This is a genomic window from Corallococcus sp. AB045, from assembly GCF_003668895.1.
Taxonomy (GTDB): domain Bacteria; phylum Myxococcota; class Myxococcia; order Myxococcales; family Myxococcaceae; genus Corallococcus; species Corallococcus coralloides.
Genome location: NZ_RAWN01000082.1, coordinates 20742 through 36774, shown reverse-complemented (window position 1 = coordinate 36774; position 16033 = coordinate 20742). Strand labels below are relative to the sequence as shown.

Genomic DNA, 16033 nt, shown 5'->3' with positions numbered 1-16033 from the left:
AGATGTGTATAAGAGACAGCGCCGCCAGCACCCAGACCCCGCCGCTCCCGCCCACCGCGCAGCCGCTGCCCTCCACGGTGACGGCCTCGCCAATCCCCTCCACGGGAACGACCGTATGGCCCAGTCCGCCTCCGCTCGGCACCACGCGGACCTCGCCGCGCACCGTGCCCGTGCGCGTCGGATGGAACGTCACCGGGACGGAGGCGCGGCCACCGGCCGCGATGGCACCGCTCACCGCGCTCGCGTCCACGCGGAACGCGGCATCGGAGGAGGTCACCGCCACGGTGACGGGCACGTTGCCCGTGTTGACGAGCTCCAACGAAAGGGGCTGGCTGGTGGCGTCCACCCGCTGGTTGCCGAACACGATGGCTCCGGGCGTCACCGTCAGCCCCTGTGCCACGCCGGCCCCCTGCACCGTGATCATCAGCGGCGTGGAGGACGCATCGTGCCGCACCGCGAGCGACCCTGCGTAATCGCCCGGCCGCGGCGGCTCGAAGACGACGTAGAAGGGATGGCTGGTGCCGGGCCCCACGACATGGGGCAGCGGGAGCCCCGACAGGGAGAACCCGTCCACCGGATCCAGTCCCGTGATGGTGACAGGGCTCGTGCCGGTGTTGCGCAACTCCACGACGCGCTGCGAGGCCTCCCCGAGGAACTGGGAACCGAAGGTCAGCGCCGTCACGGAGGTTTCCATCGAGGCAGTGGTCCCCGTGCCCCGCAGCGTCACCTGGGCGGCGCGCGGCGCGTTGCTCTGGACCTCCAGCACACCGTTCTCCGCGGTGGCCTCGGTGGGCTTGTAGCTGACCTGGAACGTGCGGTTTCCGAGCGGCGGCACGCTGGTGCCCACGTTGAGCCCTGAAACCTGGAACGGGCCGCTCACGTTCACCGCTGTCACGTTCAGCGACTCGCTCCCCATGTTGAACAGCGCGAACTCCCGGGGCGGGCTCAGGCCCCCCAACCGCTGGCCGCCGAACTCCATCACGTCGCTCGCCATCCGGCCGACGGCCTGGAGCCCCTCTCCGTCCAGCTTCACCACCGTGGGAGACGACGGCGCGTTCGAGAACACACGGAGCACGCCGGTCGTGGCGCCGTCCTCGACCGGGATGAAGGTGACCTCCATGGTGAAGGCGTCGCGCGGCGTGAGTTCCTTCGGCAGCTTCGGAAGCACCACCGAGAACGGCCCCGCCACCGCGATGGTGCTGAGGGTGAGCGTGTCCGTCCCCGAATTGACGAACGTCACCTGCACCGCCTTGCTGCTGTTCCCCACCTCCGTCCGTGCGAAGGACAGCGCCGAGGGGGTGGCGGTCAGCTTTCCCTCGACGCCTTGTCCGCTGAGCAGCACGGTCCGGATGGAGCCACCCGGGCCGTCCGCGCTCAGCATCAGCTCCTGCGCGAACTGGGCGATATGCGGAGGCTCGAAGGTCACCTGGACCTGGGTCGTGGCACCGGGGGCCAGGCTGAACCGTCCCGCGGGGGTCACGGCGAAGCCCGTGGGCGCCTGGATGGGCTCCACCACGAGCGTTCCGGCACCTTCGTTCTTGAGCGTCAACGCCTGGGGCGCGCTCACGGAGTTGACCTCGCGCGAGCCGAACTCCAGCGCCGTGCCGCCATCGGGCGCGGTGACCTTGAGCGCGGGGATCTCCACGCCCGTGCCGGTGAGCGCCACCTTCACGGCCGGGGTGCGCGGATCATTGCTTCGCAGGATGAGGTCCTTCGCGGCGCGGTCCGTCCCCGGGGCGTAGGCCACTGTCAGGTTCGCCTGTTCCCGGGCCTTGATGGTCAGCGGAAGGCCGGACTCCACCGTGAACGGCGCCTCGACGTCGAAGGCGGTGAGGATGAGGTCGTCCAGGCCGCTGTTGCTGACCGCCAGCGTCTTGCGAACAGGGTCGACCCCCGCGGTGTGCACACCGAAGTCCAGCGAGGTCGCCGCCACGACGATGGCGGGTTCGATGCCCGTGCCATGCAGAGAGACCTCCGCGAGCGGCGTGGCGGACCCCTGGGCCTGGATGTACATCGGCAGGGATGACACCCCCGCCGTCGCCGTGAAGGTCACCGTGAGCGGGAGGACCGTCCCTGGCTGCACCACGCTGCCCCCCGAAGGCAGGCCGCTCACGGTGAAGGGAGCCTGCGTCAGCACGGCGGGAATCGTGAGCGGCAGGCTCCCCACGTTCTTCACCTGGAGGAGCAGGCTGCTGCTCGTGCCCACGCGCACGGCGCCGAAGTCGAGCGCGGCCGGCGCGAGCTCGAGCTTCGGGGCGCCGCCCGTCCCCGTGAGCTTGATGGGCAGGGAGCCCCTGTCGGGGTCGCTGCTCAGCAGGCTCAGGATTCCGGAGTCCACGCGGTCGGCCGTGGGCGCGTACGTCACGGTCACGTCCAGGCTCGCGCCATTCATGAGGGTGAAGGGCAGGGACACCGGCGTCAGCTTGAAGGGGAGGGGAACCGACATGGAGTCGATGACGAGCGGGACGACGCCCTCGTTGGTCAGCCTCACCTTCTGGGCGGCGGAGGTGCCCACCGCGATCGAGCCGAAGGACAGGCTCTCTGGATTGACCTTGAGCACGGGCCGCCCCGTCTTCAGGCGGATCCTGGCGGCGGCGTAGCAGTTGGTCCGCTCCGGCCTCAGCGTGAGTGTATTGATGGCGTTGTATCGATAGCCGGGAACCCCCGTGGGGTCGTTCGTCCTGGACTCGACCTCGGGCGACTCGCAGCCAATGCACCTCCGGAAGGGATCCGGGGCCATGCCGAAGGTCCCCAGTTCATGGCCGTTCAGCAGGACGGTCGTGAACCCGCCGTCGTAGCCACGGCCGAAGACTTCCGCCGTGACGGACATCACCACCCAACCGGTCTTGACGGGATCCGTGAAGCTCCGGACCCCACCGTTCCAGTTTCCGGTGTTGTCCGAGCAGGCGTAGGACGTGTACTGGCAGGTGGGGCACTTCGCCGCGCCGTCCCACCTCAACTCGAAGTTGTAATCCTGTTGCACCAGCGAGGACTGCGCCCGCGAGGTTTCGCCAAACATCTCGGGCTCATCCGGCGCCTCGGGCTCCACGGTGGAGCAGGCGGTCAGGACAGACAAGCCAAGGACAAGCAGCAGGGGGAGCCGACGCATCCGGAGCGCCTCTCGTGAGGATGGGGAAGCCAGGCCCGAGAAAGAAGGGCGCGAGAGCTTCGCATGAACCGTGGACGTCGCGCGAGCCTTCAGCCTTTACTAGGATGGTGTTATTGGTACACCAAGTTCGGCTCACGGACCTGGGAGATGGGGGAATGATGAACCGCGAGGAGCGCATTGGGGGAGGACTGTATGGGTTGCTCATCGGTGATGCGTTGGGCGTCCCCTATGAGTTCCACCGGCCGGAGATGATTCCATCTCCCGAGGCCATCGAATACGACCCACCGCCGGGCTTCGACCGCGCGCATGACCGCGTCCCCCCGGGTACGTGGTCGGACGACGGTGCCCACGCGCTGTGCCTGCTGGACTCACTGACGTATCAGAAGCGGCTCGACTGCGAGGACCTGGGCCGGCGGCTGGTGAACTGGCAGGATTGGGGCTACCTCGCCGTGGACGGCGACGTGTTCGACGTGGGCATCCAGACCAGCACGGCCCTGCGCCGGTTGCGCGACGGCACCCCGGCAATGCTCGCCGGCCCCAACGGCACCATGGACAACGGCAATGGCTCGCTGATGCGCGTGCTACCCCTGGCGTTGTGGCACCAGGGCAAGGACGCGGCGCTCGTCTCGGATGCCATGGCCCAGTCTCGCGTGACACATGGCCATGTGCGCGCCCAGGTGTGCTGCGCGCTGTATTGCCTCTGGGCCCGCCGCATCCTGGAGGGCGCGGCGGACCCCTGGGCCGAAGCCGTGGCCACCTTCCGGGACCTGTACGTGGAAGGCTTCCCGCAACGGGAGGAGTTGGAAGCCCACATCCGCCCGGACGACCCGGCACCGGGAACGGGCGGCGGCTACGTCGTGGACTGCCTGCGCTCCGCACGCGCTTGCGTGGCGAACGGGAAGACCTACGAAGAGGTCGTCAAAGCCGCCATCCGGCTGGGCCACGACACGGACACGACCGCCTGCGTGGCGGGAGGCATCGCGGGCCTCATCTTCGGCCTGAACGGGATTCCGCACCGCTGGCGTTCGCAGCTGCGCGGGCAGGAGCTCGTGGACCCGCTCCTGGAGCGGCTCATGAAGTCGCTGGGCTGAGACGTCACTGGGATTGTGGGGCCACGCGGCACTCGAAGGATTTCTTGGGATGCGGGCCGGGCCATTGCCTCTTTTCCCCTGAGAGCTCGGGGATGACCCGAGCCGCCTCCCGCTGACCTGGCGGTTCCGTCCACCCCACTGGACCCACGTGTACCTCCGGGCATGCGTATGCCCGCCCACCGGAGTTCCCCATGGCTCGCGTCGATGAGAAGAAGCCGGTCGTCGTTCCGCCGCCGCCGCCCAAATCGGAGGCGCCCCAGGTCGAGCCGAAGGTGAAGGCCGCCAAGGACTTCCAGAAGGTGGCCCAGCGGCGGCGCGAAGACGCGGCGGTGGGGCAGCAGAAGGCGCATCAGGACGCGACGACGGCCAAGAAGACCGCGGACACGTCCTGGCGCGCGGCCCACGACACGGCGGCGCTCTGGGACGGCATGCCAAACGCCCCCGAGGCCGGGTATGGGCAGCCTGACCCCTCGGCCATCAAAACCGGTGGGTTGGCTCTGGCGACGTCGCTGAGCGGCAAGGGCAAGGGGCTCTCCCTGGGCGCGAGCTCCGCCATCAACGCCTACAAGCAGCGCGCCATCGCGGACCAGCGCATTTGAGCCTTCGGATGGTGACCCATGGAGCTGATCGGCAGGAGGAGCGGAACGATGAAAACACAGCAAGGTTCCAATGCCAGAATCCGCCGCGTGCGCGTGGGTCCCATCAACCACATCCACATTGCTGGCGTCATCGATGAGACGTTCCCGCTGACGTCGTCCTCGCCAGACCTGGATGGGTTCATCATCGTCGACCTCGGCCGGGTGGAGCGAATCAGCTCCTTCGGCGTGCGGAGGTGGGTGGAGTTCGTCAGCAAGCTGCCTCCGGGAGGCCTGTCGCTCTCCGTGGTCAACGCGCCACCGGTGATGGTGGACCAGCTCAACATGGTGGAAGGCTTCGCCGGCGTGTCGCGGGTGCTGTCGGTGCTGGCACCCTTCGCGTGCCGCGCCTGCGGCAAGGGCCGGTTGCGCCTGGTGGATCTCCGGTCGGAGGCTCCCAGCCTCGCCGAGGGCCGGGTCCCCGAGCATGCCTGCCCGGTGTGCGCCGGCACGCTGGAGTTCGCGGAGCAGCCGAGCGAGTTCTTCGACTCCGTGAGGCATCAGCAGCCCGGCACGGTGGAGCCGGTGGTGATGGGCTACCTGCGCGCAGCCACGCCGGGCGCGTCCTTCTCGCTCCCCACGCCCCTGAAGATTCTCCAGGACGACATCACGTACATCACCCTGGCCAGCGAGCTGAAGGGGAGCCTGAACGTGCGACGGTTGGCCTCGGGCCTGGACGGGCGCGTCGCCTTCGACTTCTCCCATGTCACCCGAGTGGAGCCCCAGGCGGTTCCCAAACTGGAGCAGGTGCTGGCCACGGCGGCGCAGGGCGCCAAGGTGGTGCTGTGCCGGGTGCCACCGCCGGTGCTGGGCGCGCTGACGCGCTTCACCCAACAGCTCACCGCGCGGATCGGCACGTTGTGGTTGCCGTGCGAGTGTCGCGACTGCGGCCACTCGCATCACCAACGCGCCCTGGCCTCCGAGTACCTGTCCAGGCTGCGCGCCAATGACAGCCTCGATCGAGAGTGCCCCGTCTGCGGCGGGACCGCGCGCCTGCCGTCCCTTCCCCAGTGGGTGCCGCTGCTGCGCCGCTCGTCGCTGGTAAAGCAGCCGCTGGAAGACATCGAGGCGCTCGAGCCGCGGGCCCTCAGCCAGTGCCTGTTCGGCCCCCTTCACCTGGCGCCGAACGCCAGGAGTGATAGCCCGGACCTCGGCGGCTCCATGGGAGGAGCTACCCGGGTGCAGATCATCCGCCGGTTGGGGCAGGGCGGCATGGCCGGGGTGTTCCTCGCCAGACGGGTGGGCGTGAAGGGGTTCGAGAGTTTCGTGGTGATGAAGAAGCTCCTCCCGCAGCTCGCGGAGAACGCGGAGTTCGTCGACATGCTCTTCGCCGAGGCGCGTGCCAATGCGCGCCTCACGCACCCCAACATCGTGCAGACGTTCGACGTGGGCATGAACGACGGCGCGGCGTGCATCCTCATGGAGTACGTGCGCGGCCCGGATCTCCAGAGGTTGATGAACGAGCTGCGGCGCAAGGGAATCGTCCTGCCCATCGAGCACGCGCTGCGCATCGTCGCCGAGACCGCCGCGGGCCTGCACTACGCGCACAGCTACGTGGACCCGGCCGGTGTGCCCCATCCCGTGGTGCACCGCGACGTGAGTCCCCACAACGTCCTTGTCTCGCTCGACGGCGCCATCAAGCTGAGCGACTTCGGCATCGCCAAGGTGCAGGGCGAGGGGAACACCCAGGCGGGTGTGCTCAAGGGGAAGATCGCCTATCTCTCCCCCGAGGCCGTCGTGGGCCAGCCCCTGGACGCGCGCAATGACGTGTTTGCCCTGGGCGTGGTTCTCTTCGAACTGCTCACCGGCCAGGCGCCCTTCAAGCGCGACAACAACGCGGCCACGCTCAGCGCCATCGTGCGGGAGCCGGCGCCCGTGCCGTCGCAACTCGAGCCGGGCATCCCCCGGGATGTGTCGGAGCTCATCCTGCGCGCACTCGTGAAGGATCCTGCGCGTCGCACGCCATCCGCAGCGGCCATGCGCGAGGAGATCGAGGCGGTGATGGAACACCACCGGCTCAACTCGTCGGCGGCGGCCGTGGCCCGGTTCTTCAAGGCCTCGCTGGGCGACTGGCTCGCGGAGTTCGGACCCACCCGGGACGGTCCGTTCATGGGCGCGCTCCCGAGCATGGGAGAACCGCTGCGCACGGGCTCTGGCGGTTCGCCTCGTGTGCACGCGGACCCGCGCCCCCGGCCGGGTGCCGGACCGCATGGAACCGTGCCGCGCAGAGGCCTGGCTCGAGGGCCCGCCGCGACCGCCGGCACCAGCCCAGCCCTCGCGGCCCGGCCCGCCGGGGCTCCGGCCAGGGCCCGGGCGAGACCCGCCACCTCCGGGCCCTCGCCGCTCAAGTGGGTGGTCATGGGCGTCATCGGGCTCGTGGTTGTTGTTGGGGTCGGAGTGGTGGCTCCCAGGCTGCTCTCGGGTGGAGGCGTCGAGGTGAACGACCGCGAGCGGGTTGAGCCGAGACGGCCAGGAGGGGGACGCGAGGGTGATGGGCGTCCTGGCGACGCAGACGCCTCAGGCCGCTCAGCGGAGAGCCCAATCCGTCGGAATGCCGTGGGCGTGGCGCCACCCCTCCGCGTCACGGAGCGCCCCCACTGATGTCGTCTGCCGCTGACTGGCGTCGATGACCCGGCTGGCGGCGGACGGTGACGGGTTCGACGTGGAGGTCCAGACCCGCGCGGCCTTGCGACGACTGGGTCTCGGTACGCCCACGATGCTCGCGGACCCGAGCGACACGCTAGACCACCACCCTGGCCGCGACGCGCGGATGAGATGCCATGCCCCCGGACCTGTTCCGTCCGGGGGCCGCGCGGACAGGAACTACAGCGCCTGGCCCTGCTCGGAAGCCGTCCGCGGCTGGCTCTGGGGCGCACACGCGAGGAGCTCCTCCGCGGGGGCTTCGTCCACGACGCTGGCGGTGCTGGCGAACGGGCAGCCGCACCACGCGGTCCAGAGCACCACGCAGCAGGGGGCAGGGCCGCAGACGGAGCACGTATCGCCCTCCTCGACGGGCGCCTGCACCGAGGAAACCTGGGTGTCTTCCGCCGCGAAGGCGGGCGCCGCGAACAGCATCAGGAGGGAAGCCATCTTCGGGAGGACGGCGCGTCGCATCAGCTTCATGGTGTACCTCGGGGGGAACGGCGTGTCGGATCCACGCCGGTGGGACCCAGGAGCTTCGCACATCCGCTCCGTGGCCCGTGATGCCCCGCCCCTCAGTCCGGGAAGATCTCCAGCACGTCCTTCAGCATCGCCGCGCCCGTGCCCCGGGCGCCCTGCTCACCATTGATGACGGTGTTCACGCCGTGCAGGTCGCTGCGGAACACCGCGCCCATCTCCATCGCGCCCAGCCGTGCCAGGGGATGGGACGCGTCCACGGCGGTGGGCCGCACGCTCCACTCCCACCGCTCCGAGCCCACGGGCTCGCCGCGCGCCAGCAGCAGCACCTGGCCGCCCTTCGCCTTCGCCGCGTCCAGCTCCGCGCGCGTCACGCCGCGCATGCCCGTCACGGACACGTCCTTCAGCGTCGTGGGCACGCGCATCACCGCGTTGGCCAGGATGACCAGCTTGCCCGCCGTGTCCCAACCGTCCACGTCCAGCGTGGGGTCTGTCTCCGCGATGCCCAGCGCCTGCGCCTCCGCCAGCGCGGCCTCGTACGTCCGGCCCTCCGCCATGCGGCACAGCAGCAGGTGGCTGGTGCTGTTGAGCACGCCCTCGAAGCGGCCCAGCTTCCCCAGCGCCAGGTCCCGGCGGCCCACGTTCACCAGCGGCATTGACGCGCCCACCGCCGCGCTGAAGCGCAGGGGAGGGCGGCCCGGCGACTCCAGGTCGCTCAAGCCCGCCAGCTCCTGGAACCCCAGCACCAGCGGCCCCTTGCTCGCGAGCACCGCCGCCATGCCTAGCGACAGCGCATCCCGCGTGATGTCCAGGCCGGGCTGCCCGTCCTGGAAGCTCGTGGGCGTGGCCTCCAGCAGGAGGTCCGCCTTCACCTGTCGCACCAGGTCGCGCCCGCTCATCCCCGGACGCCCCACCACCGGCAGCGACGCCACGGAGTGCCGCGCCCGCTTCACCGCCAGCACCGCCCCGATGTCCAACCCGTTCGGCGACACCGCCGCGCCGCCCGAGTCCGCCAGCCCCACCGGCAACAGCTCCAGCCGGTAGCGCTCCATCAACAGCGACGCGCGCGACTGGAGGATCTCCAGCAGCGGCACGCCCACGTTCCCAAGGCCCGTGAGCAGGAAGCGCACCGTGCGGACGGCGCGCGGGTTCATGGTGCGAAGGCCTCGCGCACGCCGTCACGGCGCAGCGTGAAGAGCATCCACACCGCCACCGGCACGCCAATGAAACAGCCGGGCGTCAGCGTGTACATCGCGCAGATGGCGCCCACCGTCGCCAGGCCGTACCCCTTGAGGTTCATCGCGTTCCACGCGCCCCAGACGGCGAGCACCCCACAGAGGATCCCGCCCAGGATGGCCAGCGAGAAGCCCGTCGTGAACTCCAGCACCACCGGCGCCTGCCCCGGCGTCGAGAAGGGCGACGCCACCTTCAGCGCCGCCAGCACGCCGCCGAGCAGGCTGAAGGTGACGTGCAGCACGCCCACGATGAGCAGGAAGAACGCCGGGAAGCGCACGATCTGGAAGATCTGGATGCGCGGGTCACCCGGCGTCAGCTGAGGACCAGGACCGCTCATGACCGCCCCTTCAGCGCGCCCACGATCATCCGCGTCGCGGGAGACTTGTTCAGCGTATAGAAGTGGATGCCCGGCACGCCGCGCGACAGCAGCTCCATGCACTGCACCGTGGCGTGCGCCACGCCCAGCTGCACGACGGCATCCGGCTGATCCTTCACGCGCTCCATCTGCAACGCCAGACGCATGGGCACTGTCGCGCCACACATGCGCGTGAAGCGCTGGACCTGCTCGTAGTTGGTGATGGGCATGATGCCGGGAACGATGGGGACGTTGATGCCCGCCCGTCGCGCCCGCTCCACGAAGTCGAAATAGAAGGCGTTGTCGAAGAAGAGCTGCGTCACCACGAAGTCCATCCCCGCATCCACCTTGGCCTTCAGGTGCTTGAGGTCGTCCTCGCGCGACGCCGTCTCCACGTGCCCCTCCGGATAGCACGCACCCCCCAGGCAGAAGTTGAAATCCTCTTCTCGGACGAATCGGACCAACTCCTCCGCGTAGCGGAAGCCCCCGGGCACCGGCTCGAACGCCGTCTGCCCCTGGGGCGGGTCCCCGCGCAGGAGGAGCACGTTCTCGATGCCTGCCGCGTCGAGCCGGCGCAGCACGTCACGAAGCTCGTCGCGGGTGTGTCCCACGCACGTCAGGTGCGCCATCGCCTCGATGCCGGTCTGCTGCTTGATGTGCGTGACCAGGTCCACCGTCCGGTCGCGCGTGCTCCCGCCCGCCCCGTATGTCACCGACACGAACCCCGGCTCCAGCGGCGCAAGCTCCTCCAGCGTGCGCAGGAGCGAGGCCACGCCCGCGTCCGTCTTGGGAGGAAAAAACTCGAAGGAGAAGCTCGGCTTGGAAGGGTTGAGGCAGTTGCGAATCTTCATGTCGGGAGGAGTTTAGTCCCTTCCGCGTCGGCCTTGATCGGAGAAGGTGCGCCGCTATAGTCCGCGCCGTTTCGCCACCCCCTGCCCACCCTGGAGAAGTCAATGACCCGGCGTACGCCCCTCAACGAGGCCCACCGCAAGCTTGGGGCCCGCATGGTCGACTTCGCCGGCTGGGACATGCCGGTGCAGTACTCGGGCCTCATCGCCGAGCACGAGGCCGTGCGCACCGCCGTCGGCCTCTTCGACGTCTCCCACATGGGAGAAATCGAGTTCACCGGCCCGGGCGCCCTGGAGACCGTGAACCGGCTCATCTCCAACGACCTCTCCCGTATCCAGGACGGTCAGGCCGTCTACGCGGGCCTGCTCAACGACCTGGGCGGCTTCGTGGATGACGTCGTCGCCTACCGCTTCAGCCCCGAGCGCATCCTCATCTGCGTCAACTCCAGCAACCGCGAGAAGGACTTCGCCTGGATGAACGCGCGCGCGGAGGGCGTCAAGCCCGTGGACAAGAGCGACGACTACGCGCAGATCGCCGTCCAGGGCCCCAAGGCCGTGGGGCTGGTGCAGCGCTTGACGAAGGCGGACCTGTCCCAGGTGGGCACCTACCGCTTCACGGAAGGCGAAGTCGCCGGCGTGAAGGCCATCATCTCCCGCACGGGCTACACCGGTGAGGACGGCTTCGAGCTGTACTGCGCCGCTGGTGATGCCGTGAAGCTCTGGGACGCGCTCCTGGAGGCCGGGCAGCCGGACGGCGTGAAGCCCTGCGGCCTGGGCGCGCGCGACTCGCTGCGCACGGAGATGAAGTACGCGCTGTACGGCAACGACATCGACGACTCGCACACCGCCCTGGAGGCGGGCCTGGGGTGGATCGTCAAGCTGGACAAGGCGGGCGGCTTCATCGGCAAGGACGCGCTCGCCGCGCAGAAGGCCGCGGGCGTGCCGCGCAAGCTGGTGGGCTTCGAGCTCACCGACAAGGGCATCCCCCGCCACGGCTACCCCGTCCTCAAGAACGGCGAGCGCGTGGGTGAGGTCACGAGCGGCACCATGGGCCCCACGGTGAAGAAGTCCATCGGCATGGCCTACGTGCCGGCGAACCTCGCCGCCGAGGGCTCCACCTTCGACGTGGACATCCGCGGACGCGCCGTGCCCGCCGTCGTCGTGAAGACCCCCTTCCTCAAGAAGTCCTGATTCCCTTTCTTCCACACCTGTTGTGAGGAGCTGAAATCCCCATGTCCGACAACGTCCCGCAGGACCTGAAGTACACCGAGGAGCACGAGTGGGCCCGCGTCTCGGGCAAGATCGTGACGGTGGGCATCACCCACCACGCCCAGCAGACGCTGGGCGACATCGTCTACGTGGAGCTGCCCAAGCTGGGCGCCGAGGTGAAGGCCGGCGGCTCGTTCGGCGCCGTCGAGTCCGTCAAGGCCGTGTCGGATCTGTTCGCACCCATCTCCGGCAAGGTGGTGAAGGTGAACGACGAGCTCGTGGGGGAGCCGGAGAACATCAACACGGACCCGTACGGCGACGGGTGGATCGTGGAGATCGAGCTCTCGGACGCCGGGCAGCTGAGCAACCTGCTGGACGCCGCCGCCTACGAGAAGCTCATCAAGGAGTAGTTCCGCGCGCGCAAGAAGTCGGGCGTCCCGGTTGTTAGAGACGCTCCATGGAGTGCCGAGCCCGCTCGGACGCCGAACTTCCTACCGCACCTCACGCGAGCCCTTCGACCATGTCCCTCAACTGGAAGTACCAGGAGTCCTTCGCCGGCCGGCACATCGGCCCGGAGACCCCTGAAGTGAAGCAGATGCTGTCCACGCTGGGCGTGGACTCGCTGGACGCCTTCGTGGAGTCCACCGTGCCGTCCGTCATCCGCTCCCCGGAGCCCCTGCGGCTGCCCGCGGGCAAGGGTGAGAACGAGGTGCTGGCGCAGCTGGAGGCCATCGCCGCGAAGAACCAGGTGTTCCGGTCCTTCATCGGCATGGGCTACAGCGACACCCACGTCCCCAACGTCATCCTGCGCAACATCTTCCAGAACCCGGGCTGGTACACCCAGTACACGCCCTACCAGGCGGAGATCGCCCAGGGCCGGCTGGAAGCGCTGCTCAACTTCCAGACGATGGTGACGGACCTCACCGGCATGGAAGTGGCCAACGCCTCCATGCTGGATGAAGGCACCGCCGCGGCGGAGGCCATGGCGCTCGCGATTCACGCCAAGGGCGACGGCGACGGGGGCGCGTTCTTCGTCTCCGACGGCTGCCACCCGCAGACGGTGGACGTGGTGCGCACGCGCGCCATCCCCCTGGGCGTGGAGGTCGTCGTGGGCGACCACCGCACGGTGGACCTGTCCCAGAAGAAGTTCTTCGGCGCGCTGGTGCAGTACCCGGCCACGGACGGCGTGGTGCACGACTACCGCGCCTTCGGTGAGAAGGTGCACGCGGCGGGCGGCCTGCTCGTCGTCGCGGCGGACCTGCTGTCCCTGACGCTGCTCACGGCGCCCGGCGAGTTCGGCGCGGACGTGGTGGTGGGCAGCGCGCAGCGCTTCGGCGTGCCGCTGGGCTACGGCGGCCCGCACGCCGCCTACTTCGCCACGAAGCACGCCTACACCCGCGTGATGCCGGGCCGCCTCATCGGCGTGTCCGAGGACTCGCAGGGCCGGCCCGCGCTGCGCATGGCGCTCCAGACGCGCGAGCAGCACATCCGCCGTGAGAAGGCCACGAGCAACATCTGCACCGCGCAGGTGCTGCTGGCCGTGATGGCCGGCATGTACGCCGTCTACCACGGGCCGGAAGGGCTCAAGGCCATCGCGGAGCGCGTGCACGGGCTCACCGTGGTGCTGTCGCGCGGCCTGGCGAAGCTGGGCTTCAAGCCGAAGCACGAGCAGTTCTTCGACACGCTGCGCGTGGAGCTGACGGCCCCGCAGGTGCGGGGTGTGCTGGCCGCCGCGGAAGGCGCGCGGATGAACTTCCGCCGCATCGACGAGAAGACGCTCGGCCTGTCGCTGGACGAGACGACGCGCGCCAAGGACGTGGAGGACATCCTCGCGGCCTTCATCCAGGGCGCGAACAAGTCCGCGTCCCCGGTGAACCTGGACGAGGTCGCCGAAGGCCTGGAGAGCCCGCTCGCCCCCGAGCTGCGCCGCTCGAGCGCGTACCTCACGCACCCGGTCTTCAACCGCTACCACTCCGAGACGGAGATGCTGCGGTACGTGCGCCGGCTGGAGGCGAAGGACCTGTCCCTCACGCACTCCATGATTCCGCTGGGCAGCTGCACCATGAAGCTCAACGCCACCGCGGAGATGATCCCGGTGACGTGGCCCCAGTTCAGCAAGCTGCACCCGTTCGCGCCCACCTCGCAGGCGGCCGGCTACAAGGTCGTCTTCGAACAGCTGGAGCACGCGCTGTCGCAGGTGACGGGCTTCGCCGGGTGCTCGCTGCAGCCCAACGCGGGCAGCCAGGGTGAGTACGCGGGCCTGCTCGTGATTCGCGCCTACCACCAGGCGCGCGGGCAGGGGCACCGCGACGTGTGCCTCATCCCGTCCTCCGCGCACGGCACCAACCCCGCCTCCGCGGTGATGGCGGGCTACCGCGTCGTCGTCACGAAGTGCGACGAGAACGGCAACATCGACCTGAAGGACCTGCGCGCCAAGGCGGACGAGCACAAGGACAAGCTCGCCGCGCTGATGGTGACGTACCCGTCCACGCACGGCGTGTTCGAGGAGGAGATCCGGGAGATCTGCTCCACCATCCACGAGCGCGGCGGCCAGGTGTACATGGACGGCGCCAACCTCAACGCGCAGGTGGGCCTCACCGCGCCGGGCCTGGTGGGCGCGGACGTCTGCCACATCAACCTGCACAAGACGTTCTGCATCCCGCACGGCGGTGGCGGCCCGGGCATGGGCCCCATCTGCGTGGCGTCCCACCTGGTGAAGTTCCTCCCCGGACACCCCGTCATCCAGACGGGCGGGGCGGACGCCATCGGCGCCATCTCCGCGGCGCCGTGGGGCAGCGCGAGCATCCTGCTCATCTCCTGGATGTACATCCAGATGATGGGCGGCGAGGGCCTGACGCAGGCCACGAAGATGGCCATCCTCAACGCCAACTACGTCGCGGAGCGGCTCCAGCCGCACTACCCGGTGCTCTACCGGGGCAAGCGCGGCCGGGTGGCCCACGAGTGCATCGTGGACCTGCGCCCGCTCAAGAAGACCGCGGGCGTGGAGGTGGAGGACGTGGCCAAGCGCCTCATGGACTACGGCTTCCACGCGCCCACCGTGTCGTTCCCGGTGGCGGGCACGCTGATGATCGAGCCCACGGAGTCCGAGTCCAAGGCGGAGTTGGATCGCTTCTGCGACGCGATGATCGCCATCCGCCAGGAGATCCGCGACGTGGAGGAGGGCCGCGTGCCCAAGGACAACAACGTCCTGAAGAACGCGCCGCACACCGCGCGCACGCTCACCGCGCCGGAGTGGAACCGCCCGTACACCCGCGAGCAGGCCGTGTTCCCCACGCCGTGGGTCCGCGACAACAAGTTCTGGCCGTCCGTGGGGCGCCTGAACAACGTGCTCGGTGACCGCAAGCTCGTGTGCTCGTGCCCTCCCATCGAGGACTACGACACTCCCGCGCAGAAGGTCGCTTAATCCGTCTTCGACAGCAGCAGTCACCGGGGCCGTCTTCCAGCACATCGGAAGGCGGCCCTCGTGTTTTTCAGCGGACCCGCGCGGGCTCCACGTGGACCACCACGTCCACCACCTGCGGATAGGCGCCGTGCAGCGTCTCCTCCACCTTGTCGGCCACTTCGTGGGCCTGCGCGGTGGTGAGCTGCGGGTCGACCTCGATCTTCAGGTCCACGTAGACGCTCTCCTCCATGCCCCGGCTGCGCACGTCGCGGCAGGAGCGCACGCCGGCCACCGACAGCGTGTGCTGGGACACCTGCGCCGGGTCCAGGCGCGCGGTGTCGGAGAGGATGCCCACCGCCTGCCGGACGATGCCGTAGGCCACCCACGCCACGAAGACCATCACGGCCAGGGCCACCAGGCCGTCCGCGCGAGGGAAGCCCAGCGCCACCAGTCCAATGGAGCCGAGCACCGCGATGGTCACGAACACGTCCGACAGCGTGTGCTGCGCGTCCGCGAGCAGGAGGGAACTCTTGTACTTCTGCCCGTAGTGCCGCTCCACGCGGGTGACGACGAGGTTGATGACGAGCGTGAACACCATCACCGCCGCCATCGTCACCGACACGGTGGGGTGCTTGTCGTGCAGGAGCGAGTCGAACGCCATGCGCCCCAGCTCCAGCATGCCCACGCCAATCATCGCGCCGATTCCCAGCGACGCGAGCGCCTCGAACTTGCCGTGGCCGTAGGGGTGGTCCGCGTCCGCCGGCTGTGACGCGACGCCCATGGCGACCAGGCCCAGCACGTTGGAGCTGCCGTCGATGAACGAGTGCAACCCGTCCGCCGTCACCGACGCGGACTGGGCCATGAGGCCGAAGACGAGCTTGGCCGCGGCCACCACCCAGTTGGCCACGAGGATGGCCAAGAGGACGAAGCGGACCTTCCGGTTGCGCTCCTGGAGCGCGGCGCTACGGTCGACGAGAGAGGCTTCCACGGCGGGGCAGGGTAGTGCCTCCGCGCCGTCCACCGCGAGGCC

The 16033-nt window shown here is 69.3% G+C and carries 11 protein-coding genes; 6 read left to right on the top strand and 5 right to left on the bottom strand.

From position 1 onward, the window contains the following. Positions 1-3264: 3264 nt before the first annotated feature. The 3 genes from D7Y21_RS20570 (at position 3265) to D7Y21_RS43490 (ending at position 7436) form a co-directional block, all read left to right on the top strand. Positions 3265-4200, top strand: coding sequence for an ADP-ribosylglycohydrolase family protein (locus D7Y21_RS20570; protein ID WP_121715212.1), 936 nt, complete (start codon positions 3265-3267; stop codon positions 4198-4200). A 191-nt stretch (positions 4201-4391) separates the two neighbouring features. Continuing rightward, positions 4392-4799, top strand: coding sequence for a hypothetical protein (locus D7Y21_RS20565; protein WP_121715210.1), 408 nt, complete (start codon positions 4392-4394; stop codon positions 4797-4799). Between the two features lie 48 nt (positions 4800-4847). After that, positions 4848-7436 carry a serine/threonine-protein kinase gene (locus D7Y21_RS43490; protein ID WP_121715208.1) on the top strand — a complete coding sequence of 863 codons (2589 nt, stop codon included), beginning with the start codon at positions 4848-4850 and terminating at the stop codon, positions 7434-7436. 222 nt (positions 7437-7658) lie between these two features. On the opposite strand, the gene D7Y21_RS20555 is transcribed toward D7Y21_RS43490, so the two are convergent. The 4 genes from D7Y21_RS20555 to metF all read right to left on the bottom strand — a co-directional run bounded on the left by D7Y21_RS20555 (position 7659) and on the right by metF (position 10394). Then, complete coding sequence (locus D7Y21_RS20555; RefSeq protein ID WP_147469341.1) at positions 7659-7958, bottom strand: hypothetical protein; 300 nt, start codon at positions 7956-7958, stop codon at positions 7659-7661. Between the two features lie 92 nt (positions 7959-8050). Then, positions 8051-9106 (bottom strand): homoserine dehydrogenase, encoded by a 1056-nt coding sequence (locus tag D7Y21_RS20550; RefSeq protein ID WP_120566030.1) that lies wholly within the window; start codon positions 9104-9106, stop codon positions 8051-8053. Further along, positions 9103-9525: a hypothetical protein gene (locus D7Y21_RS20545; RefSeq protein WP_120566031.1), complete on the bottom strand. Its 423-nt coding sequence runs from the start codon at positions 9523-9525 to the stop codon at positions 9103-9105. The genes D7Y21_RS20550 and D7Y21_RS20545 overlap by 4 nt, the downstream gene beginning before the upstream one ends. Beyond that, positions 9522-10394 carry a methylenetetrahydrofolate reductase [NAD(P)H] gene (gene metF / locus D7Y21_RS20540; protein WP_120566032.1) on the bottom strand — a complete coding sequence of 291 codons (873 nt, stop codon included), beginning with the start codon at positions 10392-10394 and terminating at the stop codon, positions 9522-9524. Before metF ends, D7Y21_RS20545 begins: the two co-directional genes overlap by 4 nt. Positions 10395-10496: 102 nt before the next feature. On the opposite strand from metF, the gene gcvT reads away from it, so the two are divergent. The 3 genes from gcvT (at position 10497) to gcvP (ending at position 15024) form a co-directional block, all read left to right on the top strand. Then, positions 10497-11582 (top strand): glycine cleavage system aminomethyltransferase GcvT, encoded by a 1086-nt coding sequence (gcvT, locus tag D7Y21_RS20535; RefSeq protein WP_121715204.1) that lies wholly within the window; start codon positions 10497-10499, stop codon positions 11580-11582. A gap of 41 nt (positions 11583-11623) precedes the next feature. Then, positions 11624-12010: a glycine cleavage system protein GcvH gene (gene gcvH / locus D7Y21_RS20530; protein ID WP_120566034.1), complete on the top strand. Its 387-nt coding sequence runs from the start codon at positions 11624-11626 to the stop codon at positions 12008-12010. A 110-nt stretch (positions 12011-12120) separates the two neighbouring features. After that, on the top strand, positions 12121-15024 hold the full coding sequence (gene gcvP / locus D7Y21_RS20525; protein WP_121715202.1) for an aminomethyl-transferring glycine dehydrogenase: 2904 nt from the start codon (positions 12121-12123) through the stop codon (positions 15022-15024). A gap of 67 nt (positions 15025-15091) precedes the next feature. Here gcvP and D7Y21_RS20520 read toward each other — a convergent pair whose 3' ends face one another. After that, on the bottom strand, positions 15092-15991 hold the full coding sequence (locus D7Y21_RS20520; RefSeq protein WP_120566036.1) for a cation diffusion facilitator family transporter: 900 nt from the start codon (positions 15989-15991) through the stop codon (positions 15092-15094). Positions 15992-16033: the final 42 nt, after the last annotated feature.